This is a genomic window from Agrobacterium sp. M50-1, from assembly GCF_049843495.1.
GTDB classification, from domain to species: Bacteria; Pseudomonadota; Alphaproteobacteria; order Rhizobiales; family Rhizobiaceae; genus Agrobacterium; species Agrobacterium radiobacter.
Map to the genome: position 1 here is coordinate 231583 of NZ_JBBHZH010000007.1, position 23077 is coordinate 254659.

The following is a 23077-nucleotide window of genomic DNA, read 5'->3' on the forward strand; positions in this document are numbered from 1 at the left end:
GCCCCCTTTGTTTGTGCCGCGTGTCAGGCGCTGATGGCGGCGGGTGTCACAAGCAGGTCGCGCAGACGTTTCTTGTCGATCTTACCGACGGCGGTGAGCGGCATGGCCTCGATGAAACGGACGCGATCCGGCAACTTGTAATCCGCGACGCCGAGACCGGCGAGATGCTGGCGGATGGCCGGCGCCTTGAGCGCGGGATTGCGGGAAACGACGAAGACGCAGCTCTTTTCGCCAAGCAGTTCGTCCTGCATCGCCACCAGCGCGGCATGGGTGACGTCCGGATGTCGCAGGATAAGGTTTTCGACCTCCTCCGAAGCGACCTTTTCGCCGCCGCGATTGATCTGGTCCTTCACCCGGCCGACGACCCGGAGATAACCTTCGGGCGTGCGCTGCACGACATCGCCGGAATAATAGAACCCATCCCTGTCGAAGACCCGGGCGCTGTGTTCGGGCGCGCGGTAATATCCCCGGAACGTATAGGGGCCACGGGTCGCCAGCATGCCTGCTTCGCCCTCGGGCACGTCGTTGCCGTCCTCATCGACGATGCGGATCTCGTCGTCCGGGCTGATCGGCCTCCCTTGCGTGGTGAAGACGATGTGGTCGGGATCACCGGAGCGGGTGTAGTTCACCAGCCCTTCCGCCATGCCGAATACCTGCTGCAGGTCGCAGCCCAGCACTTCCGGCACCTGGCGGGCCAGGGCTTCGGCAAAGCTTGCGCCGCCGACCTGCAGCAGCTTGAGGGATTTCAACCGTTCGCGATGGGCGGGTGCAGCCTGCAGCCACAGCGCCACGGCCGGCGGCACCAGCGGCGCCATGTCGATCTCGTGTTTTTCGATGAGATCGAAGCAGGAAAGCGGCTCCGGATTGGCGGCCATGACCACGGCGCCGCCGGCGTGGAAAACGCCGAGCGCGCCGGGCGAGCTCATCGGGTAATTGTGCGCCACCGGAATGGCGCAAAGGAAACGGGTCTCAGACGAGAGTTCGCAAATCTCCGCGCTGGCCCGGGCGCTGTAATCATAGTCGTTGTGCGTCCGGGGGATCAGTTTCGGGGTTCCGGTGCTGCCGCCGGAAAGCTGGAACAACGCCACCTCGTCCGCCGCCGAAGGGGCATAGGCGGGCGGGTTTTCGGCGGGATTGGCAAGCATCCGCTCAAGGCTGCGCTGCGGATCCGCTTCGCCGAGCAGCAGGGTCACCGCAAGCTTCGGGGAGACCGCTTTCAGCGTCTCCACAAATGCGTCATCGGCGAAAAGCTCGTGGCTGCGCGAGGCAATCACCAGCTTCGGTGCAATCTGCTCCGCATAGGAGGTCATTTCCAGCCGGCGATGGCTGAAAAGTGCGTTGACGGGGGCTGCGCCGATTTTCATCAGCGCGAAAAAGACGAGATAAAACTCGGCGATGTTAGGCAATTGCACCAGCGCGGTGTCACCCTTGCCAATGCCGGCGGCGGAGAGATGGCCGGCAAGATTGGAGGATTGCCGGTCGAGATCGGCATAGCTGAAGCGGCGGTCGCCGCAGATCAGCGCCGTCGCATCCGGCCGACGCTCCACCTGCTCAGTAAGGATGCCGCTCAGCGGCCGGTCGATCCAGTAACCGCGTTCGCGGTATCGGCGAACGAGATCGTCGGGCCAGCGTTCAAATTCGATTGTCATGGTTCGTTCCTGGGAAAATTAGGCAGAAAGACCGCAGGCGTTCAGCATGGTCTTGAGTTTGGTCTGCACCTCGGCCCATTCGGATTCGGGCTCCGAGGCCTCCACGATGCCGGCGCCGGCGAAGAGCCGCACGGTTTCGCGCTGCACGGTGCCGCAACGGATGGTCACAACCCATTCGCCATTGCCTTCAGAATCCGTCCAGCCGACCATGCCGGTGAAGAGGCCGCGCTCGAAAGGCTCGACAAAGCGGATGAGGCGATGGGCGCGCTCGGTGGGGAAGCCGCAGACGGCCGGTGTGGGGTGCAGCAGGCAAGCAAGCTGCAGCGCATTGGTCTCGGGATCGGCAAGGCGGCCTTCGATACGCGTTGAAAGATGCCAGAGCGCGGCGGTGTTGATGAGGGAGGGTTTGTCGGGAACATCGAGTTCGGCGCAGACCGGCGAAAGCAGCGAGCGGATATCCTCGATCACCAGGCTGTGCTCGTAATGGTCCTTTTCGGAAGCCGAGAGCCGATCCGCATTGGCCTTGTCCGCTGCCGGATCAACCATGCGTTTTGCCGATCCCGCCAGCGGGTTCGAGATGATTTTCTCGCCCTGCTTGCGGATCAGGAGTTCCGGGCTGACGCCGATCAGGTCGCCGCCGTCGGGAAGCGGAATGCGGAACTGGTAACCTTCGCGGTTCTGCTTGGCGAGGCTCGCCAGCAATCTTTCGACATTGACCTCGGAGGCGAAAGTCAGTTCACGCATGACGGAAAGCACCGCCTTGCGGACTTCGGAATGGCGGAAATTGACGATGGCATGTTCGACGGCGTGCTTGAAACCGCTCTCGTCCGGCAGGCTGTTCTGGCCGACAAGTGCGGGCATGGCCGAATCGGCGACGATCGGTTCCGCATCTTTGGAATTCCATTCATGGTTGTATGGAATATACAGGCATGAAGGTTCGCTGACATCGAAGGGGATAGCGCCGATGGCGATGGGGTTCTCCTGTCCCTCCCGCTGCGCACGCTCGAAGGCGCCGGCCAGTGCCTGCTGCAGCGGGCTGGCAATGTCTTCGCCGCCCCGGGCGGGAATCGCGATCCTTTCGCGAATGCCCTTGGCGCGCAATTGCCCGCTGCCGGAAGTAAACAGAAATTCTCTATTAAATTCAGTAATTTCGTCGGATTCGACGTCATTCGTCCTGAGTGCTCCCGTTTTCATGGGATGCCTCCTGTGCGAGTGGTTGACGATGGCTTATACTTGAGTATGCTAATCATGTTTTGTCAACCGGTACAAATTCACATGCTAAATTTAACCCCGATGCAGGTGGCCTATTGGGTCGGCCGTGAGGCGGATGGAATACTCGGGAAAGTTACGCCGCATCTCTACCTCGAATTCGACGGCCAGGCCGTGGATGCGGAAAAACTGGCCGTTGCCGTTGAAAGGCTCTGCCGGCGTCACCCGATGCTGAGCCTCCGGATCGACGCCGAAGGGTGTCAGTCTGTCGATCCCCTCGGTCGGCGGCTCCGCCTCGATGTGGAAGATATGACCGCGCTTGATTCGGAGGCGCTTGCTCGCCGTCTTGAGACGAAACGCGAGGAGTGGAGCCATCGCCGGGCCGATCTTCGTGTTGCCGCACCAGCGGCGATTTCGCTCAGCCTGTTGCCGGAAGGGCGTTGCCGTCTGCATGTGGACACGGACATGCTTGCCATCGATCCGGCCAGCGTGCGGATCGTGATGGAAGACCTTGTCCGCTTCTACGAGACGGCGGCAGGCGTAGGCGAAACCCAGACGTTCGAATCAGTGCCCCCCTCGTTTTTCGACTGGGCGGAACGTCTTGCGTCCGATCCTGACTTGAGGGGCCGGCGCGAAAGGGACCGTTTATGGTGGCGGCAACGGCTTGCCGATGTTCCGGACGCTCCAACGCTGCCGTTTCTGCCCGATGACCCCTCGCGCGCCGTTCGCACGGACCGGCTCGCCACGCTGCTTTCAGCGGCCGAGCGCGGCAGTCTGGAGCGGACGGCGCGGCGCTGCTCCGTGACGCCATCGACCCTTCTGCTCGGCGTTTTCGCGGTGGCTCTGTCGCAGGCGGCGGGGGCGGAGAAATTCCGGCTTTCCGTGCCGGGTTTCTGGCGCGCGCCGTTGGTGGAAGGGGTCGATGAGATCGTCGGCGAATTTTCCAACGTGCTCGTGCTCGGCGTGGAAATCAGGCCTGAAGAAAGCGTCGAGGCGCTGCTCGGCCGGCTGTTCGATGAAATGAACGGCCTTCTCGCGCACCAGTCCTATCCGGGCGTCAGCGTCATGCGCGATCTCTCCCGCCTGCGCGGTGGTTTGCAGACCTCGCAGGTGGTCTTTACCGCCGGGGTCGATCTTCCGGGCGGAGAGCTGTTTTCGGAACGGGTCGGGCGGTTGTTCGGCCCGATGGTCCACACCGTCTCGCAGGGGCCGGGCGTCGCGCTGGATGCGCAGGTGGCGGCTCTGGATGGTGGCCTGCTGATCAACTGGGACGTGCGGCTCGATGTGCTGCCGGAGAGCTGGCTGCGCGCTTTGTTCGAAACCTACGTCGCTCTTCTCCGCCGGCTCGCGGAAAGCCCCGATCTTACTTCTGCAAGCGTGGAGCGATTGGTCGCACGGCAGCCGGAAGCGGCAGCCGAGGCAAAAGGAAAACCCATGGAACGTCCACTCTCACCCCTGCAACAGGCCTATCTGCTCGGGCGCGGCACCCATCTGCCGCTCAGCGGCGTGGCGATGCAGGAGTTCCGCGAATATCGCGGCAATATCGACCTGGAGCTGTTGCAGTCGCGCCTTGCCGCAATGGTCGGGAGACATGAAAGCCTGCGTACCCGCATCGATGAGCGGCGTCTGGCGCAGATGGTCTCCGACGAGCCGAAGATCAATCTCGATAGTGTCGATCTTTCGGCCCTGTCTGTTCCGGAAGCCGAGGCAAGGATCGCGGCGGCGCGACGGGATTTTTCCCATGCACATTTCGATCTCGCGGCATCGCCATGGCAGGTCACGATCTTCCATATGCCGGATACCGGGACGGCGGGGCATAAAGTCGTCGTTTTCCTGCGTTTCGATGCGCTTATCCTTGATGGGCGGGCCATTGCCAGCCTTGCGGCGGAACTCTTCGACGGCCTCCTGCCGCCGCAACCCGCCGCTGTGACCGGAACGCCGAAGGAGGATATCTCGGCGGCCCGCGCCTTGGACGCTGCCTATTGGGCGGACAAGCTGAAAGATGCCGAGGTGCCCTCGCAACTACCCTGGAAAGCGCCGCTCGAAACCATTGCCACGTCGCGTTACGGCCGCCAGAGCCTGCTCGTCGAAAAGCAGCGCTTCACCGCCTTTTCGCGGATCGGTGCAAAAGAGCGGCTGTTCAAGAATTCGGCGCTGACGGCAGTGATCCTCGATGTGCTCTCACTCTGGCTCAATGAAGGCGCTCTTGTCGTCGGCATTCCTGTTGCGCCGCAGGTGGAAGGGGCCTTCGCCAACCGCTCGAGCTTCATCGCCGTCCAATGGGATGCGGCCAAAGGCAGCTTTGCGGAGCGGGCGGCAGGCCTCCAGACGGATGTGCTTGATGGCCTGAACCATCTGGCTTTTTCGGGCATCGATCTCAATCGCGTGCTTCTCAATGCCAATCCGGGCGGGCTCGCTCTGCCCGTCGTGATTACCAACGGTCTGACCTGGCCGACGCTCTCGCCCGAATCGGAGATGCGATGGATGGGTGGGCTTACGCAGACGCCGCAGGTGGCGCTGGATTTCCGCTTTTCGCAGAATCCGCAGGGCGATCTTGTCCTCGATATAGACTATGCGGAGCAGGCGATCGATGCGGCGATGGTGGCGGATATTCTCGCAGCCATCGAGCGTGCGATTGCCGGGATCGCGGATAGCGGCGCTTACTCCTTCAATAGGCGCGATATTGTCGACCTGTCCCATTACAGGCTGAATGGTGACGAGCGCAGCTTCGTCTGCCCGCCATTTCTGGAGCGGATCGCCGGCCATCTTTTCGAGGGTGACCCGTCACGCACGGCGCTCGTCAGCGGCAAGCGGCGCATCGGCTATGGGGAGCTGGGAGAGATGGTGGCCGGGGCGATGGCGGGCCTTAAGGCGCGCAGCATCGGCCGGGGCGATGTCGTGGCTGTTTGCCTGCCGCGCAGCCCGGAACATACGGCCATCACGCTCGCCGCAGCATTTATGGGAGCGGTCTGGGTGCCGGTCGATGCCGGCTCGCCGGAAGATCGCCTGCGCTACCTGCTGGCCAATTGCCGCCCGGCCGTCATCGTCGCCCGCAGCGTCCCGCAGGGTTTTGAGGCTGTCGATCCGGCGGAGCTTCTGTCCGCGCCCGCGCCGGCTGGTGCGCCCGTTACCATGGCGGAGATGGCAGCGCTTTCCCTAAACGAGGAGCCTGCCTATTATCTCTATACGTCGGGTACGACAGGCAAACCGAAATGCGTCGTGCTTTCCAACCGCGCCACCGCCAATGTCATCGGCAGCACGCTTGCGGAATGGGCGGTGACAGGCAGTGACGTGTTCATGTCAGTCACGCCGCTGCATCACGATATGTCCGTCTTCGATGTCTTCGGCGCGCTTGTCGCAGGGGCGACGCTGGTGCTGCCGGAACCGGGCGAGGAAAAGGACGCGGTGCGCTGGAACGAGCTGGTGGCCGAACATGGCGTCACGCTCTGGTGCTCGGTGCCGGCCATCCTCGAAATGCTTCTCTCCTGCCGCCGTGGTGACCAGCTCTCGTCGCTGCGGCTCGTCGCGCAGGGTGGCGACTACATCAAGCCGATGATTGTCGAAGAGCTTCGCGGGCTGAAGGCCGATCTGCGGCTGATATCGCTCGGCGGGCCGACGGAAACGACGATCTGGAGCATCTGGCACGAGATCGTTGCGGAAGATGTAGTAGCCGTGCCCTATGGCCACCCGCTGCCCGCCAATCGATATTTCGTCCTTAACGATCGGGGCGACCATTGCCCGGCTGGCGTCGTTGGCCGCATCCACACGGCCGGCGTGAATGTGTCGATCGGCTATCTCGAAGATGGCGCGATTACCCAGACGGATTTCGTGACGGTTGTCGATCCCGAGGGAAAGCCCGTGCGCGCCTTCCGCACCGGAGACCGTGGCCGCTACCGGCCGGATGGCAGGATCATGTTTGCGAGCCGCGTCAATGGCTACGTCAAGGTGCGCGGCGTGCGCGTTTCGCTGCCGGATGTGGAAAACGAGCTTATCCGCCATCCTTCCATTCAGCGCGTTCTGGTGGTGGATTACGGTATCGAGCAAAAGGGCGAGGCGGCCATCGGTGTGCTCTACGTCGTTTCGCCCGGCCTCGAACTCTCCACCGCCGATCTGCGCAATTTTGCCCGGGGCCATCTGCCGGAATCGCATGTGCCCGGCCGGTTTCTCAAGGTCGACGATCTGCCGCTCTCGGCCAATGGCAAGCCGGATCGCCGTCGCGCCCGTGAATTGCTGACCAGTTCTGCGGAACCGGCAAGAATCTCCGCCCCTGCGGCCCCCGCCGCCGATCAGGGCGACCGCCGGGTGCTGGATATCTATCTTGGCGTGCTGGGTAAAAAACCGGCGAATGTGGATGCGAACAGCGACCTGCTGGCGCTCGGTCTTTTGCCTTCGCATCTGAAGATCGTTTCGGCTGAAATCCGCACTGCCTTCGGCGTGGAACTGACGCCGCAGCAGCTTCTGCGGTGCCGCAGCGCCAGACAGGTGACCTCACTTTTGGCCGCCCGGGCGGCGTGAACCCAAATCATTTCGGGCGGGATTTCGCGCCCGATAACAGGAATTGTTCAAGGAAAAACAGATGGCGCATATCGATCCTGCCGGCGACTGGCTTCCACTGACGCAGCCGCAACTCGATTTCTGGGAGGAGTTTTCCTTCCATCCCGACGAGCCGGTTTCCACCGTCGCCCATTACATCGATCTTTCCGGTGCGGTGAATGAAAGCGCGCTCCTTCAGGCGATCAAACGCACCGTGCGCGAATCCGAAGTCCTGTCGATCCGTTTCCGGATTGGCGGCGATGGCGAGACACCGCAGCAATGCTGCGATCCAAGCCATGCCCCGGTGGTGGAACTGGTCGATCTGCGCACCAGTCCCGCTCCCCTGGAAGAGGCGCTGCGGCGCATGAACGCAGATGTGGAAGCAAGGCTCGATCTCAGAACCGACAGGCTTTCGGCCCAGCTGCTCTACCGCATCGCCGATGACCGTTATCTCTGGTACATCCGCGCCCACCACATCGTCGTGGATGGCTATGGGCTGACGCTGGTCGAGCAGCGTTGCGGACAGCTTTACGGGCACTATTGCGGCAACGGCGAAGCGGGTCCGGATTTCCACCCCTTCGGTGATTTCCTTGCCGAAGAAGATGCCTACAGGCAAAGCCGGCGTTTCGAGAAGGACCGTGATTTCTGGGCGGCCTATCTCGCCGCACCCGCCGATCTGCCGGTGCTGGACAAGGATTGCGAGGACTATGGCGGCGGCGGCCTGCATACGGACGCGGCGTTGCCGCAGGGGTTCAGCACGCGGTTGCAGCAGGTGGCGGGTGCGCTGGAGATCGGCTGGCCGGATCTTCTGGTACTGCTCTCAGGCCTTTATCTCCACCGTGTTCTGCCGCGTCCGGATCGCGATGTGCTGACCTTGTGGCTGCCTTTCATGAGCCGCTGGGGCAGCGTCGGTGCGCATATGCCGGCGATGCTCGTCAATATCCTGCCCTTCCATCTCACCGTCGAGCCGGGTGAGAGCCTCGGTGAATTTCTGGCGCGCAACGCCGCCAATCTGCGCAAGCAGCGCCTGCATGGCCGCTACCGCATCGAGCAGATCGCCGCCGATCGGGAAATCCCGAAGGGCCGGCGTTTCTTCTTCTCGCCGCTCATTAATGTCCTGCCCTTCAGCGCACCGGTTTTTGCGGGGCTTACCGTTATCAGGCACATTCTTGCCAATGGTCCCGGTGACGGGTTTAACCTTACCTTCCGCGGCGAGGACGACGGTAGCGAACTGAACCTGCATATCGATGCGGATTCGGCGCTGACGCCAGCGGAGGATTTTGCCCGCTACCGCGAGGAGCTGCCATTGTTCCTCGACGCCATGCTGCGCGAGGAGGCGCTGACGCTTGCGGCGGCGCAGGCGTCCACGACGTTCCGTCTGGCGGTTTAAGCGAAGGCAGACAAGGGACTTGTCAACAAACTAAACCCGGCTCTGCGACGCAAAGCCGGGTTTTCCTTGCCTGTGTCCGGCTCAGGCGAGTGTCGTCAGCACACGGTTCGAAGCGCCGTTTTCTGCGAAACGGGCGAAGATGCGGCTGGTGGTGTGGCGCAGCCGCTCGACATCGTCAGGGCCGTAGCGGTCCGAACGGTAGCTCATCAAGACGCGAATGGAACGCTCGCCGCCGATCGTCTCCTCCATCACCTCGAATTGCAGCCCCAGCATGGATTCATGCTTGTCGGGGTCGATCTGGCGGAATTCCACCGGCTTGCCATCCGGCCCGGCAAGGGTGCCGTTCAGCTTGTTCTTGGCGTGGATCTGAATGAAGACCTCGAACAGATGATCGCGGCCGGGCGTCATGCCCAGCGCCTCCTCAACGAGATCAATCGGAATCTCGCTGTGTTCCAGCGAGCCGTTGATGGTGTTCTTCACCGAAGAAATCAGTTCGCCAATGGTCATGGTCTCGCCGAAACGCACGCGATGGGCGACGACAGTGGTGAAATAACCGATCGTATCGAAATAACCGCTGTCCGTGCGGCCCGAAGCAGAAGTGCCGACCACAAGGTCGCTCAACCCGCCGAGATGGCGCAGCGACGCGGCAATGGCGGCGTAAACCACGTTGAACAGCGAGGCGCTGTTCTGCCTGGCAATGGCGTAAAGCCCATCGCTGACATGTTTTCCCAGCTTGAACTCGATCCAGCCGCCTGCCGGTGCTTCGTCCTGCGATGCCTCGTGCCGTGTGCCATTCCGCCCGTGGAGGGTAAGGCCTTTCGGCGCATCCCGCAGCATATCGGTCCAATAGGCAAGGTGGCTGGCATTCACACCTGACGCGACCTGTTTTCTCGCAAACTCATGGAAGGGCGCCGGCCTGGTCGCAAAGACCGGGGCCTTGCCCGCAGCCCTTGCCCGGTAGGCCTCGGTCAGCTCGTCCATCACCAGGTTCACCGACCATTCGTCCAGCACGATGTGATGGAAGAGGAAGGAAAGCACCTGGCGGCCGGTCTGCGCATCCTTAAGGAAGCGCAGCCGCATCGGCAGTTCACGCGCAAGATCGAAGCGCCAGCCGGCCTCCGCATTCCGATCAACACCTTGGCTTTCTTCACTGGTCCAGAACCATTTGTAACCGGGCAGATCATGCATCGGCACGATCTTTTGCAGAACCGTATCGTTTTCGACGTAGAAATGGGTCCGCAGGCCGGGGTGGCGCTCGATGATATCGAGGAAGGCGCATTCGAAGGCATTCTCATCCACGGGATTAAGGAAATCGAGCGCGAAGGGAATGTTGAAGATTTCGCCGAAACCGAAGGCGGCATAGGCCTTCCAGAGCGACATCTGCGCCAGCGAAAGCGGCGCAGTCAGAGAGCCGTTCGCCGTAGCCTCGGCCTGCGCGGGCGCCGCGGTTTCAAGCCGGGTCGCCTGTTTTGCGAGCGAGGCGGCGGTCGGGTAGCTGAAGAGATCGTTGAAGCGCAACTCGATGCCGTGATTGGCGAGAAGACGCCCGATGATGCGGGTGGCGATCAGCGAATGGCCGCCGAAATCGAAGAAATCATCATCCGGTCCCATGTCCGGCGAAGCAAGTGCTTCGCGGAATTCGGCAAGGATCGTCGCGGCGGTGTCGTTGTTCTGACCGGACGCGGCAGGCGAAAGGGCTGCATGCTCCGAAGCTGGCGAGGCGTTTTGATGGACGATGCCGGAAAAATCCGCGCCGCCTTCAAGATGGCTGACGAAACGCTCCAAGAGGAAGGCCGTCGCGTGCGGCGATGTCTCCTTGCCGCCCGTCAGTTCGAGGCGGATATCGCCAGTCGATGTCGGACCGGCAGCAAGGGTCAGGCCGAGACCGGACTGCAGGGAGGGCAGGGGCAGATGCTCAAACTGGAGGCCATGCTCGGATACGGCCTGAGCGGGTGTCGCAAGCGCGTGCAGCGTGAAGGCGGCGGTTCCACCTTCATTGTCATTTCGCTGTTCCAGCCCTGTCAGCACTGCATTTTCAGCCTGTTCGGGCGATTGGTCGCGGGAGATCGCCACCTGTGCTGCCGCCTCGGCTGAAATTGGCATGGCTACGCTCGGCTGCAGGCGCAGGGTTACTGTCTCCCGATCACCGTTTTTTGCGAGGAAAAGGGCAAAACGCGATCCGGCGCGGGCCAGAAGCGCATTCGCCGCCGTGGAATTGTTGAGGCCGAGCAGGGTTGCGGGAAGATCGACGCCGTGGCTGTGGCTTGCCGGCCTGTCGATCCCGTTTTGCCGCAGCGCCACGACGGTCGAGCCGGACGCCGGACGTTGCAGCCAGCCGAGCGGAAGCGGGTCGATGCTGCCACTTTCGATCGCACGCGGCGAAAGCGGTTTCGGCGTCTCACCGGCATAGGCCGCCGCGATGCCTTCCAGCAGGATCTGCGGCGAGAGGACTTCGCCGAGCAGGCCGTGGACCAGAAACGCCAGCAGGATTTCTCCTTCGCTTAAGAGCACGACGGCCTGAAACGGCGGGTCGATTTCGGCATCGAAGGGTCTTGCCTGAAGGTCGTGCAGCAAGGTGAGGGCCTCGCCTGCAGAGGGAACATGCAGCAATTGCACGATGGATGCGGACGGGGCTTCGATGCTCTTGGCAAGCGTGCCGTCCTCGCCGAAGGCGAAGCGTGCACGAAGCTCGGGCCAGCCCTCGCAAACCGTCTTCAGCGCCGAGGTCAGGCGCAGCAGATCGCATTCTTCACCGATGCGATAGGCCAGAAGCTGCCGGAAGACCTGATCGGGATCCTGAAACTGCTCGAACCAGACCCTTTCTTCGTATTGGCTCGGCGGGGCGGCATCCGCCTTGTCGAAGGTTTCTTCGATGCGACGTGCGAGCACACCTATATTGTCTGCTGCCATGGTCCTCTCCTTGGAAATATTCGGCTGCCGCCCTGGGGAAGCGGCTGATCTGTTTGGCGGGATCAATGCCCCGCGCGCGACCGTTCGATGAGCGCCTGCCAGGCGGCAAGCGTGGGCTGCCGGGCCAGATTGTCGTATTCCAGCCGCACTCCCGCAAGCTGCGAAAGCGGCGGGATGAGGCGCATGAGTGCAAGCGAATGAAGGCCGCGACCGAACAGGTTGTCCCCCGGTTCGATATCGCGCACCTCATCATCAAGAACCCTGGCGAGAAGGGCCTTGAGCTCCATCATCATCGTTTTCGCTTCCAGCATGGCACCCGCCGCGATTACCGGTTCATTCATCGAAATGATCGTGAACGCCGCTGGCGCCGCGACGCCAGTAGCCGGAAGCGCGCGTCCATTTGGGATTGGCGCCGAGCTCCTCGACCAGAAGGGCGCGAACCTCCTTGGCGGCCTTCGATTCGCAGGCGACCCAGCTGGAGAAATCGCCCTTCGGCAGCTCCAGCTTGCGCAGCGCGCCCGCCAATGCGTCGGGATCGGTTCCGCTTTCTGTCTTCTGCGTTACCCAGACAATCGAGGCGTCCGCCTTCGTCGTAAGTTCCAGCCGATCCGCATCCGTCTCGACCTCGATCAGCGCCACGACACGGGTGCCCTCGGGCATTTCCTCCAGTCGCCGCGCCAGCGCGGGAAGGCCGGTATCGTCGGCAATCAGCAGATGCCAGTCATAGGTGAAGGGAACGGTGAAGGAGCCGCGCGGACCGGCGATCCACGCCTTGTCACCCACCTTTGCGGCTTTCGCCCAGTTGCTGGCGGGGCCGTCGTGATGGGTGGCGAAATCGATGGCGAGTTCGCCTTTTTCGGCATCGAAGCTGCGCGGCGTGTAGTCACGCGCCAGCGGGCGCGGCGCGCCTTCCGGGAATTCAATGCCGTTCGGGCCGATCACCGGCAGGCTCGGTTCGGTTTCGCCGGGCTGGGCAAAGAACATCTTGACGTGGTCGTCAAAACCGAGGCTCACAAAACCCTCCAGTTCCGGCCCCGTCAGGACGATGCGCACCATGGACCGGCTGAGCTTTTCGACACGCGTGACATGGAGTGCGCGCAGCGCGACGGCGTGGCGATGGCGTTTGGGCGTGCGGTCCGGTGCTGCGGAACCTATCGTTTCTGGCATGCTCATGCTGTTGTCTTTCCTGGGATATTGCCGATGGGGTCGGCGGTGTCGCAGTCCCGGATCGGCGGGCCGGACGATCGCGCGTCGGAATTTTCCGGCGAGCGATCCGGCCTTGTTGCGTCAAGATGCGCGAACCATAACAGGCAGTTTTCGCTGCTGCAATATAACTTTCTTCAAAAACTCAAGTTTATATCGCCGCCGATTTCTGCTGAATTGCCGCTGGCCGATTAGCGGCGGCTGGCCCAGCTTTCCACCTCATCCAATGTGTGCAGTGCGCTCGGAACGGAAGGCGTCGTCACCCTGGTGGAATCGAGGAAAACGATCCTGCCCTCGCGGGCCGGCTTCACGAAGCGTTCCCAGCCGGGAATGATCTTTTCAAGTGCGGCGCGCGTTCCCGCCTCGCCGCGGGCGGGGCTGGTATAGCTGTTCATCACGACAAGCAGATCGGGATTGAGCTTGCCGAAGGCATCGGCGCTGAGCGGTATCACCAGGGTCGAGCCCATTCCGCCGGAAGAGGCGGCATTGTCGATCTTCAGGCGGGCATATCCCAGATCCTCCAGCGCCTGCACTGCGCCGGACATGTCACCCACCGCGTTGATCTGGTCGGTCAGCAGGATCGCCAGATAGGTCTTGCCTTTCGCCTCTTCGCCCAGCGCCTTTTTGACCGTGGCAAGCTTCGTTTCATAGGTCTTCCGGCGCTCCGCAAAGACATCGCTTCGCCCGACCAGACCGGCAAGGTCCTCCTCCACGCTGAAGCCATAGGCTTTGCCGGCGCTTGCCTTTTGCAGATAGACGGGTGCGACGGTGGAAAGCTGCGCGGCCTTGCCGCTATCCATTTCGGTGGCAACGATCAGGTCCGGTTGCAGCGCCCGCAGCTTCTCGAGATCGATCTGGCCGACAGCGCCAAACCCCTTGGGTTTCGTGCGGCCCTCGCCGAGAACCGTATCGATGAAATCGACGGCGGTTGCGAATTTGCCGTCGCTGTTGCGGCCATAGGCGCCAACCACATTGGCGTCGAGATCCATCAGCGGCACTCCCAAGAGCGGCTCGTGCATGACGACGATGCGCTGCGGCTTTTCCGGAACGGAGACGGTGCGGCCGGCGGCATCGGTCACGGTTCGCTCGGCGGCGAGACTGGTTCCGGCGGCCAGAAGGGCGGCGATGAGGATGGCAATTCGCATGGCATTCCCTTTATTGATTTTTTCAGTGGCTGTTGTTTCTGCGAAGCGCCTGCAGGCGCAGCGTGAGGATGAAAAGCGGCACGCCGATCAGCGTCAGCGCAAGGCCGATCGGCATCGGCGTATCGGCCACCAGCCCGCGCGACAGCGTATCGGCGGTTACCACCAATATGCCGCCGGTAAGCCCCGAGAGGAAAAGCCTGGCGCGGCCGACTGCCGGCGAAACGAAGGTGGCGAGATGCGGGGCGATGACACCGAGAAAGGTCAGCGGGCCGACGGCGGTAACGGAAGCGGCGCTGAGGATGACTGCAAAAACAATGACGAGCGGGCGCGAATGCCTGACCGTTTCGCCAAGCGCCATGGCCATTTCATTGCCGAGATCGAAAACGGCGAGCGCCCGGCCGATGAGAAAAATACCCAGAAGACTTGCACCGAAGAGGGGTGCGAAAACGAGGATGGTCGGCCAGCTTGCCTGAAACAGCGAACCCGCCATCCAGTCCGCCAGGGCCAGCGAGGTTTCGGCCGGCGTATAGAGCAGAAGCACCGATGAGACGGAGGAAAGCGCTGATTCGATTGCGATCCCCATCAGCAATATGGCTAGACCGCTCGAGCGTTCGCGCCCGACGAGTGCGATGAGAAGAAAGGCCACGGCAAGACCGCCGCCGATAGCCGCAAGCGCCACCAGGGTCTTGGGGGCGGCCGGCACCAGCACCAGAAGCAGCATGATGGTGGTCATTGACCCCTGGCTCAGACCGAAGAGCCCGGGATCTGCCAGCGGATTGCGGGCGACGGATTGCAGCATCGCGCCTGCCAGCGCCACGCTCCAACCGGCCATGAAACCGAGCAGGATGCGCGGCAGCCGCACCGTCCACAGCGCATAGGCCTGATCGTCGCTGAGATGCCCGCCGGCGAGGCCGCGCAGCAGCTCGATAAGGCCGGTTTCGGTATTGCCGAGGCTGGCGGACAGGGCGGCGAGCACCAGCACCAGCGCAATCAAGACAAGGCCGGCTTTCAGATTGCCGATGCCGATCTGCAGGCCGCTCGGCAGCCGCAGCACCGCTTTGCCATCGGTGGCGAAATGCCGCTTCATGAAAGCCCCCTTGCCGAGGGCGAAAGATAGAAGCGTTTGACGATGACGATGAAAACGAGGCCGCCAAGCAGGTCCATGAACAGCCCGGTATTGACCACATAGGGCGCAAACAGGTTTTGCGCGCCAAGATCGGCCAGCACGCAGAGGCCTGCCCCGACAAGGGCGGACGCCGGCAAGGCGAGCGTGAAATTCACACCCACCAGCGGCCTGATCATATGCGGCACGATGAGGCCGACGAAACCGATCGGGCCGCAGATCGCCACCCCCGAGCCTGAGGCCAGCATGGTGGCGAAAAGCGCAACCCGGGAAATACGCGTGACATTCACACCGGCGGAAGCGGCCTTTTCCGCGCCCAGCAGAACAAGCGTCAGCGGCCGGGCGACCGCCCACAATATCACCAGCGCAATCGCGCCGATCCACCAGAAATCGAACAGGCGCTCAGCATAGACATGATTGATATTGCCGCCCACCCAGCTCAGGAATTCGGCGCGGCGCGTGGGGTTGGAAAGCATGAGCGCATTGGTCACGCCGATCAGCAGCATGGAAACCAGCGCGCCGGAAAGGATGAGCGACAGGCCGCGCGGATCGTTTGATCGTCCGGCGAGACGCGCGACGAAAAAGCAGGCGGCAAAGCCGAAACCGGCGCCCGCGAGCGCCGCAAGCCCCTGCACCTCGGGAGAGAAATCGAACACCAGCGCGCCCGCGATCACAAAAAGCGTCGCCCCGGCATTCAGCCCCAGCGTTGCGGGCGAGGCGAGGGGATTGCGGACAAGCCCCTGCAGCACGCAGCCGCTGACGGCCGTGGTGGCGCCCACATAGATGGCAATCAGCGAGCGTGGGATTTGCTGATAGAGAAGCACCGACTGCTGATAGGTGTCGGCCTCGCCACGCCAGAGCGTCGCCGTGATTTCGGCAAGCGGCATTTCGGCAGCCATCACCACCAGATCGAAGATGAGGATGGCGGCCAGCAGCAGCGCGGCGGCGAAAATCAGCGTTATTTTAGAGGTCATGCCGGAATGGCCTGTTCCTGCCGCTCCAGCCGGGGCACGCAGATGAGCCGTCCCTGACGGGAGAAGATATCGGCTTCGAGATCGAAGACCTCGGCGACATTGGCTGATGTGACCGTACTCGTCACCGGCCCGGACGCCAGAACCCGCCCGGCCTTCAGCATGATGACATCATCGGCGAAAGTGGAGGCGAGGTTGAGATCGTGCAGCACGACGATAACGGTCTTACCGTGCCTGTCGCTCAGTTCGCGCACGAGGCCGAGAACGGCATATTGATATTTCATATCGAGATGGTTGACCGGCTCGTCCATCAGGATCACGTCGGTGTCCTGCGCCAGAACCATGGCGATGAAGGCGCGCTGGCGCTGGCCGCCGGACAGCGTGTTGACCTGTGCTTTCGCCTTGTCTTCCAGCCCGACAGTCTTCAGCGCCTCGGCAAAAAGCGCCCGGTCGCGTTCGGTCGGACCGCCTGCAAGACCGTAACGGGCGTAACCGGCAAGCTCGATCAGCTCGCCAAGCGTCATATAGTCAGGGCAATGGCATTCCTGAGGCAGATAGGCGATGCGGCGGGCGAGGTCCCGGCGTCCGATCTCGCCGATCAAACGCTCGCCCAGGCTTATCCTGCCTGATGACAAAGGCAGGAAACCCATGATGGTCTTCAGCAGCGTCGACTTGCCGCAGCCATTGGGGCCGACCAGCGCGGTAACGCGGCCGGCTCGGAAGCGGGCGGACAGTCCTCTCAAGACGGGAACATGGCCATAACTGGCGTGAAGGTCCGTGGCGTCAAGCACCGGATACAACTCCTGTTATTCATGCGACCATGCGTCGAGACGCCGCAAGGCCGTTATAACTATTTGAATTTAAACACCTGACTTGCAGAAAACGTGTTTCTTTCCGGCAAGGGTGACGGTGTGGTCTTGAAGCGACACTAAACTATAGTAAAACTCTCCACAAATCGAAATTTGCCGATTCAGGGCGTGAATTTCTTACCGGTTATTTCAGTCGAGGTGCATCATGTCAGTCGCGACCAAGCTTCATGTCGGCATGTCGCTGGCCCCAACCTGGCTCAGCGGCGAGGCGTGGCGGCGTGCCGACAGCGGCATAAACGGGGTGTTTTCCAGCGATTATTTTGTCGATCTGGCGCAGCGCGCGGAAGCCGCGCATGTGGATTTCGTGTTCAGGCCGGATACACTTTTCCTGCGCACCGAGGGGCTGGAAACCGGCGGCGGATTTGCCAGCATGGACCCGACCATGCTTCTCGCCGCCATCGCCCGGGAAACCAGCCATGTCGGCCTGTTATCCACCGTGTCGACCACGTTTCTGCCGCCCTATGTGGTCGCCCGCCAGATCCAGTCGCTGAACTGGCTGAGCAGCGGCAGGGCGGGGTGGAACATCGTTACGGCGCTGGACGGGCACGAAAATTTCGGCCTGAGAGAGATGCCTTCACCGCAGGAGCGCTATGAGCGCGCCGCCGAGTTCACGCAGGTCGTACAGCAGCTCTGGGCGAGTTTTCCAAACGAAGCTCTTAAACTCGACAGGGAAAGCGGGCGGTTCGCCGATTCCTCGCTGGTGCATCCGGTCGCGCATGAGGGCAGGCATTTCAGTGTGAAAGGCCCGCTCAACCTGCCGGCCCATGCCAGCCGTATTCCGCTGGTGCAGGCGGGCGCTTCGCCCGAGGGCCGTGATTTCGCCTCGTCGGTGGCGGACGCCGTCTTTGCCTCAACGCCGGATATGCAGGCTGCCATCGAGCTCCGGGCGGATTTGCGGCGGCGTGCTGAGGGCCATGGCCGCAACCCCGACGGTGTGAAGCTGATGCCGGGCCTCAGCCTTTATCTGGCGGATAGCGGCAAGGAGGCGCTGGAGCTCTTTGCGGAAACCCATGCCCGCGCCAACCGCGGCCGCGCCTTTGCCTCCATCCGCGATATGACCGGCCTCGATCTTTCGGACTGGCCATTGCAGCGGGTCGTGACTGCATCTGACCTGCCGCCGCCACCGGAGACACCGAGAAGCCGTACCCACGCAAATCTGCTGCGCCGGCTGATCGAACGGGAGACGCTGAGCGTCGCCGATTTGCTGCGACGGCCAGAGGTGATGGGTTCCGGCCATTGGCAGATCATCGGCACGGTTGACGATGCTTTCGAGACCATCCGTGAATGGGCGGCGGCCGGCGCCATTGACGGTTTTGTCGCGGTGCCCGGCGGTTCGGTGGCATCAATGCGGCTGGTGCTGGAGCGGTTGCTGCCGAAACTCGCCGATGCCGGGCTGTTCCGCACGGCCTATTCCGGCCGCACCTTCGCGGAACATCTGGCCGAATAGGCTTATGCGCCGCCGGATTCGGCCGTCGCCTGTCTGGCCGCCTCGATCAGTCGGGAAAAATGCTGTTCGGCCTCGGCGTTGGCCACGAAGGATACGGTGGTGACGACGCAACAGAGTTCGCCCTGGGCGTCAAAGACCGGCGCGGCCTTGCCCGTCAGGGCGGAGAACAGATGTTCATTGAGTTCCGCACCACCCACCTCGCGAATGGTTTCCAGAACTCTGGCATCCGGGCGGGAGCCACGAAAGGCGGCAGGTTGCAGCTTGCGCACCGCGGCTATCCTCTCTGGCGGCAGGTAAGACTGGAAGACCAGCCCGCAGGCGCTGTTATCCAGCGGCAGAACATCGCCGAGCGCCACGGTGCTGATGGAAAAACTGGCGCTTCTTGCCCATCGCACCACGGTCGGGCCGCGTTCAGTCCAGATCGCCACGCCGCAACTGGCGCCGATTTGGGCGGCGAGCGCTTTCATCTGGCGACCGGCGGTTTCGACCGGATTGATTCGCCGGAGCGCACTGATGCCGATCCCCAGCGCCGCCGGTCCAAGATCGTAACTGCCGCTTGCGGGGTCCTGCGTCACCAGTCCCTCCCGCACCAGGCTCTGCATGTAACGATGGGCGGTGGAACGGCCGGTGCCGGCGCGTTTGGCCAGTTCGCCAAGCGCAAGCGCCGTATCCGATCTGGCGAGAAGGTTGAGAAAACGCGCCGCGATCGATACGGATTGAATAAGCGCCGAGCGCTTTTCGCCCTCGTTTTCGGGCGCTTCGTCCGCTTCGTCATCCATGGCGTTCAAGCTTGTTCCCCCCGTGTATCGAGAAATGCCTAACGCATCCGGGTGAAAATCGGAATCGATTTCTGCGGACTTTTCAGTGGCTTTCATTCGCAACGCCGTGATTGCCGACGAGGCGCTGATTAAACTTTGTTGTAAATATGGCACATCCCGTTACGGAAGCCTTTTTGTCCGCAATACAGAACGCATTCTCTATTGCGAAACGGATAACGCTTCCGTTACTTGAATATGACTTTAATACTCATGTTTTTTAGGGGTGTGTGATGGGGTTTAGCTCTAGCGGTCGTTTGATGAGCGGGGTCAGCGCTCTGACGCTGGCGACGATGTTTGTGACGCCGGTTCTCGGTCAGGATCAGCAGGCTGAGGCGGCGGGCACGACCGTGTTGAAACCGATCGTCGTGACCGGTGAAAAAGTGGCGCGCGACATGAAGAACACGGCTTCGTCCGTTTCGGTCAAAACCGCCGAGGAAATCAGGAAGGAAAAGACCGGCGACCCGACCGTGTCGGAAGCGATCAAGGATATCCCGAACATCGTTTATACCGATAATGTCAGCGCTCCCATCATCCGCGGACAGGATACACAGGGACCGAATACCGGCTCCATCGCCTTCTTCACAGGCACGGTGCCGCGCGCCACGATCAATGTCGACGGCCATTATCTCGGTTATAACGAGTTCATCTATGGCGCGAGCTCCATCTGGGATGTCGACAGCATCGAGGTCTTCCGCGGCCCGCAGACCACCTCGCAGGGCGCCAACGCCATCGCCGGCGCGATCCTCGTCAACACCAAGGACCCGACCTTTACGCCTGAGGCTTCCTATCAGGCCGAAATCGGCAATTATCACCAGAAGCGGGCGTCATTTGCCTTTTCCGGACCGTTGATCGAGGACGAGCTGGCGGCGCGCATGGCGATCGATTATTCCGGCCGCGATACCTTCATCGACTATATCAATTCCGCATTTGCCCATGACGGCACCGATCAGGATTTCAAGGAATTCAACGGCCGCTTCAAGCTGCTGTGGGAGCCGTCGGAAATCCCCGGCCTTTCGACGAAGTTGACCTATTCCTATAATGCTTCGAACCGGCCGAGCCAGGAGGCGGCGTCGCGTCCCTTCGAGGATCTCAACCACATCACCACCACCATGCCGAATTTCAGGCAGTACACCAATACCGGCATTCTCGATATCAATTACGATTTCGAGAACGGCGTGAAACTGTTCAACCAGACGCAGTTTTCCGCCTCCACCGCCAAACGCCGGGTTGGTATTGCAAATAACGGCGATGCGGATGTCGATCTCAAGAACACCTCGCACGAAACTCGCGTCACCTTTGGCGATCAAGAGGATGTGCTGAGCGGTGTCGCGGGCATTTATTACGCGCATACGAAAGCCGACGAGGTGCTTTATCTGCGCGGAACATCGCGCTTCAACGATACCAAGGACAATCTCGGCCTCTTCAGCGAGTTGAGCTATCGCCTGACCGACCAGTGGACCCTGACGGGCGGCCTGCGCTACCAGCAGGACCAGATCCAGCGCGCCGGTTACCGGACGCTGAGCGCCACCAGCAGAAGCTCGGTCAATTACGACGAAACCTTCTCGGAAATCCTGCCCAAGGCGTCGCTGGCCTATGCCATCAACGACGACTGGACAGTCGGCGGCCTCGTCAGCCGTGGTTATAACCCCGGCGGCGTCGCATTCGACCTGACCACCAGTAAATGGCGGAGCTTCGACAAGGAAACAATCTGGAACTACGAACTCTTCACCCGCGCCAGCCTGCTGGACGATACGCTGACGGTGAACGGCAACCTGTTCTACATGGACATGAAGAACGCCCAGTTTAACGTGCCGGTCGTCGTCTCCACGGGTATCAGCGAATCCTACACCGTCAATGCCGAAGAGGCTCATGCTTACGGTCTGGAAATCGGGGCGGATTACCGGGTTCTCGACAATCTGACGCTGAAGGCGAGCGCCGGTCTGCTGAAGACGAAAATCGACGAGATTTCCAGCAACGCCGCCTATGTCGGCAAGGAATTCGCCAAGTCACCGGGTTACAGCTTCACCATCGGCGCAAGCTGGGATGTGACGGACAAGTTCACCGTTTCAGGCCAGGTGCGCCATCTCGACGGTTATTATTCCGACACGGACAACAAGGCCGTTTATGCGATCGATCCCTATACGATCGCGGATGTGCGGGCGAGCTACAAGTTCCAGGACGAGCTTGAGTTCTACGCCTACGTCAAGAATGTCTTCGACGAGCGCGCGCCGACGCTGATGAAGGAAAACCGCGGCATTGGCGGCATCGAGGCCAGCATGACCGAACCGCGCATGTTCGGCATCGGCGTGCGCGGCACGTTCTGAGCCAAACAGCGAACTCGAAAAAAAGGCCTTCGAAGCGATCTTCGAAGGCCTTTTTTTGATGCAGAATCCTTCACACTCGCCGTCATCCTCGGGCTTGTCCCGAGGATCCAACCACGTAGCGTTAGATCAATCGGTTGCAGATGCTCGGGACAGGCCCGAGCATGACGAAGGAGAGGTTTCAGGCCTCTGTAAAACCTAACTCCTCGACGCCGAGAAAACCTCAGAAAAACGCCTGAATGCCCGTCTGCGCCCGGCCGAGGATAAGCGCGTGGACGTCATGCGTGCCCTCATAGGTGTTGACCGTCTCGAGGTTCTGCGCATGGCGCATGACGTGGTATTCGATCTGGATGCCGTTACCGCCATGCATGTCGCGGGCCTGGCGGGCGATATCCAGCGCCTTGCCGCAATTGTTGCGCTTGATGATGGAGATCATTTCCGGCGCCATTTTATGCTCGTCCATCAGCCGGCCGACACGCAGCGATGCCTGGAGGCCGAGCGCGATTTCGGTCTGCATGTCGGCGAGCTTCTTCTGGTAAAGCTGCATGCCGGCGAGCGGCTTGCCGAACTGCTTGCGGTCGAGACCATATTGCAGGGCGCGGAACCAGCAATCTTCGGCAGCACCCATCACACCCCAGGAAATGCCGTAGCGGGCGCGGTTGAGGCAGCCGAACGGGCCTTTCAGGCCGGAAACATTGGGCAACAGCGCGTCTTCGCCCACTTCCACGCCATCCATGACGATCTCGCCGGTGATGGAGGCGCGCAGCGACAGCTTGCCGCCGATCTTGGGCGCGGAGAGGCCCTTCATGCCCTTTTCCAGCACGAAGCCCCTGATCTGGTTGTCATGGGCTTCCGATTTCGCCCAGACGACGAAGACATCGGCCATCGGCGCGTTGGAAATCCACATCTTCGAACCGCGCAGGCGATAGCCGCCGGCGATCTTTTCGGCACGGGTCTTCATGCCGCCGGGATCGGAGCCGGCATCCGGCTCGGTCAGGCCGAAACAGCCGATCAGCTCACCCGAGACGAGGCCGGGCAGGTAATTCTTCTTCTGCTCGTCCGAGCCATAAGCGAAGATCGGGTGGATAACGAGCGAGGACTGCACGCTCATCATCGAGCGGTAACCGCTGTCGATCCGCTCCACCTCGCGGGCGACGAGGCCATAGGCGACGTAGCTCGCATTGGCCGCGCCATATTCTTCCGGCAGGGTCACGCCGAGCAGGCCTTGCCGGCCCATCAGGCGGAACAGTTCCGGTTCGGTTGTTTCGGAAAGATAGGCCTCGGAGACACGCGGCAAAAGTTCCGATTTGCCGAAGGCGGCGGCGGAGTCGCGTATCATCCGCTCGTCGTCGGTCAGTTGGTCTTCGAGCAGAAAAGGGTCCTGCCAATTGAATGCTGCGTGTTCGCTCACTTTATGCCTCCGGATTTGCTGGCCGGATTATTCGTATTGGAGCGCGCACGCACAAGCCATGTTTACTCATTTTTGCAT

At 61.8% G+C, this 23077-nt stretch carries 16 protein-coding genes; 5 read left to right on the forward strand and 11 right to left on the reverse strand.

What is annotated here, in order from left to right:
• Positions 1–23: 23 nt before the first annotated feature.
• Together WDZ78_RS17975 and WDZ78_RS17980 are read right to left on the reverse strand one after the other, a co-directional pair.
• Entirely contained in the window at positions 24–1649 is a 1626-nt protein-coding gene (locus WDZ78_RS17975; RefSeq protein ID WP_425673791.1) for a (2,3-dihydroxybenzoyl)adenylate synthase, read from the reverse strand.
• Between the two features lie 18 nt (positions 1650–1667).
• Positions 1668–2843: an isochorismate synthase gene (locus WDZ78_RS17980; protein ID WP_425673792.1), complete on the reverse strand. Its 1176-nt coding sequence runs from the start codon at positions 2841–2843 to the stop codon at positions 1668–1670.
• Positions 2844–2924: 81 nt separating this feature from the next.
• Here WDZ78_RS17980 and WDZ78_RS17985 point away from each other — a divergent pair, with 81 nt between their 5' ends.
• Together WDZ78_RS17985 and WDZ78_RS17990 are read left to right on the forward strand one after the other, a co-directional pair.
• Entirely contained in the window at positions 2925–7373 is a 4449-nt protein-coding gene (locus tag WDZ78_RS17985) for an amino acid adenylation domain-containing protein (protein ID WP_425673793.1), read from the forward strand.
• A gap of 61 nt (positions 7374–7434) precedes the next feature.
• The gene (locus tag WDZ78_RS17990) at positions 7435–8781 is read left to right on the forward strand and encodes a condensation domain-containing protein (RefSeq protein WP_026363644.1); all 1347 of its coding nucleotides are present in this window, start codon (positions 7435–7437) and stop codon (positions 8779–8781) included.
• Positions 8782–8862: 81 nt separating this feature from the next.
• Here WDZ78_RS17990 and WDZ78_RS17995 read toward each other — a convergent pair whose 3' ends face one another.
• The 3 genes from WDZ78_RS17995 to WDZ78_RS18005 form a co-directional block, all read right to left on the reverse strand.
• Positions 8863–11691 carry a condensation domain-containing protein gene (locus WDZ78_RS17995; protein ID WP_425673794.1) on the reverse strand — a complete coding sequence of 943 codons (2829 nt, stop codon included), beginning with the start codon at positions 11689–11691 and terminating at the stop codon, positions 8863–8865.
• A 62-nt stretch (positions 11692–11753) separates the two neighbouring features.
• A complete protein-coding gene (locus WDZ78_RS18000) occupies positions 11754–12032 on the reverse strand; it encodes a phosphopantetheine-binding protein (protein WP_020010347.1) in 279 nt (92 codons plus the stop codon).
• Positions 12025–12864, reverse strand: a complete 840-nt coding sequence (locus tag WDZ78_RS18005) for a siderophore-interacting protein (protein WP_425673795.1) — start codon at positions 12862–12864, stop codon at positions 12025–12027. The genes WDZ78_RS18000 and WDZ78_RS18005 overlap by 8 nt, the downstream gene beginning before the upstream one ends.
• Positions 12865–12891: 27 nt before the next feature.
• Here WDZ78_RS18005 and WDZ78_RS18010 point away from each other — a divergent pair, with 27 nt between their 5' ends.
• Positions 12892–13089, forward strand: coding sequence for a hypothetical protein (locus tag WDZ78_RS18010; protein WP_425673796.1), 198 nt, complete (start codon positions 12892–12894; stop codon positions 13087–13089).
• Here WDZ78_RS18010 and WDZ78_RS18015 read toward each other — a convergent pair.
• From WDZ78_RS18015 to WDZ78_RS18030, 4 genes are read right to left on the reverse strand one after another with little or no spacing between them, the layout of a single operon-like run.
• The gene (locus WDZ78_RS18015) at positions 13086–14039 is read right to left on the reverse strand and encodes an ABC transporter substrate-binding protein (protein WP_425673797.1); all 954 of its coding nucleotides are present in this window, start codon (positions 14037–14039) and stop codon (positions 13086–13088) included. The genes WDZ78_RS18010 and WDZ78_RS18015 overlap by 4 nt on opposite strands.
• A 22-nt stretch (positions 14040–14061) precedes the next feature.
• A complete protein-coding gene (locus tag WDZ78_RS18020; RefSeq protein WP_020010350.1) occupies positions 14062–15126 on the reverse strand; it encodes a FecCD family ABC transporter permease in 1065 nt (354 codons plus the stop codon).
• Positions 15123–16136, reverse strand: a complete 1014-nt coding sequence (locus tag WDZ78_RS18025; RefSeq protein ID WP_425673798.1) for a FecCD family ABC transporter permease — start codon at positions 16134–16136, stop codon at positions 15123–15125. Before WDZ78_RS18025 ends, WDZ78_RS18020 begins: the two co-directional genes overlap by 4 nt.
• Entirely contained in the window at positions 16133–16933 is an 801-nt protein-coding gene (locus tag WDZ78_RS18030) for an ABC transporter ATP-binding protein (protein WP_020010352.1), read from the reverse strand. The genes WDZ78_RS18025 and WDZ78_RS18030 overlap by 4 nt, the downstream gene beginning before the upstream one ends.
• Before the next feature lie 214 nt (positions 16934–17147).
• Between WDZ78_RS18030 and WDZ78_RS18035 the strand changes: the two genes are divergently transcribed.
• Positions 17148–18449, forward strand: a complete 1302-nt coding sequence (locus WDZ78_RS18035; protein ID WP_425673799.1) for an NtaA/DmoA family FMN-dependent monooxygenase — start codon at positions 17148–17150, stop codon at positions 18447–18449.
• A 2-nt stretch (positions 18450–18451) separates the two neighbouring features.
• Here the strand turns inward: WDZ78_RS18035 and WDZ78_RS18040 are convergent, their stop codons facing one another.
• Positions 18452–19228, reverse strand: coding sequence for an IclR family transcriptional regulator (locus WDZ78_RS18040; RefSeq protein ID WP_113007839.1), 777 nt, complete (start codon positions 19226–19228; stop codon positions 18452–18454).
• Positions 19229–19524: 296 nt separating this feature from the next.
• Between WDZ78_RS18040 and WDZ78_RS18045 the strand changes: the two genes are divergently transcribed.
• The gene (locus tag WDZ78_RS18045) at positions 19525–21591 is read left to right on the forward strand and encodes a TonB-dependent receptor (protein WP_077998773.1); all 2067 of its coding nucleotides are present in this window, start codon (positions 19525–19527) and stop codon (positions 21589–21591) included.
• A gap of 220 nt (positions 21592–21811) precedes the next feature.
• Here WDZ78_RS18045 and WDZ78_RS18050 read toward each other — a convergent pair whose 3' ends face one another.
• Complete coding sequence (locus tag WDZ78_RS18050) at positions 21812–22999, reverse strand: acyl-CoA dehydrogenase (protein ID WP_425673800.1); 1188 nt, start codon at positions 22997–22999, stop codon at positions 21812–21814.
• Between the last annotated feature and the right edge of the window lie 78 nt (positions 23000–23077).

Coding starts and splice junctions, on each gene's coding strand:
- WDZ78_RS17975 (WP_425673791.1), bottom strand. CDS start 1,649: ATGACAATCGAATTTGAACGCTGGCCCGACGATCTCGTTCGCCGATAC.
- WDZ78_RS17980 (WP_425673792.1), bottom strand. CDS start 2,843: ATGAAAACGGGAGCACTCAGGACGAATGACGTCGAATCCGACGAAATT.
- WDZ78_RS17985 (WP_425673793.1), top strand. CDS start 2,925: ATGCTAAATTTAACCCCGATGCAGGTGGCCTATTGGGTCGGCCGTGAG.
- WDZ78_RS17990 (WP_026363644.1), top strand. CDS start 7,435: ATGGCGCATATCGATCCTGCCGGCGACTGGCTTCCACTGACGCAGCCG.
- WDZ78_RS17995 (WP_425673794.1), bottom strand. CDS start 11,691: ATGGCAGCAGACAATATAGGTGTGCTCGCACGTCGCATCGAAGAAACC.
- WDZ78_RS18000 (WP_020010347.1), bottom strand. CDS start 12,032: ATGAATGAACCGGTAATCGCGGCGGGTGCCATGCTGGAAGCGAAAACG.
- WDZ78_RS18005 (WP_425673795.1), bottom strand. CDS start 12,864: ATGAGCATGCCAGAAACGATAGGTTCCGCAGCACCGGACCGCACGCCC.
- WDZ78_RS18010 (WP_425673796.1), top strand. CDS start 12,892: ATGGGGTCGGCGGTGTCGCAGTCCCGGATCGGCGGGCCGGACGATCGC.
- WDZ78_RS18015 (WP_425673797.1), bottom strand. CDS start 14,039: ATGCGAATTGCCATCCTCATCGCCGCCCTTCTGGCCGCCGGAACCAGT.
- WDZ78_RS18020 (WP_020010350.1), bottom strand. CDS start 15,126: ATGAAGCGGCATTTCGCCACCGATGGCAAAGCGGTGCTGCGGCTGCCG.
- WDZ78_RS18025 (WP_425673798.1), bottom strand. CDS start 16,136: ATGACCTCTAAAATAACGCTGATTTTCGCCGCCGCGCTGCTGCTGGCC.
- WDZ78_RS18035 (WP_425673799.1), top strand. CDS start 17,148: ATGTCAGTCGCGACCAAGCTTCATGTCGGCATGTCGCTGGCCCCAACC.
- WDZ78_RS18040 (WP_113007839.1), bottom strand. CDS start 19,228: ATGGATGACGAAGCGGACGAAGCGCCCGAAAACGAGGGCGAAAAGCGC.
- WDZ78_RS18045 (WP_077998773.1), top strand. CDS start 19,525: ATGAGCGGGGTCAGCGCTCTGACGCTGGCGACGATGTTTGTGACGCCG.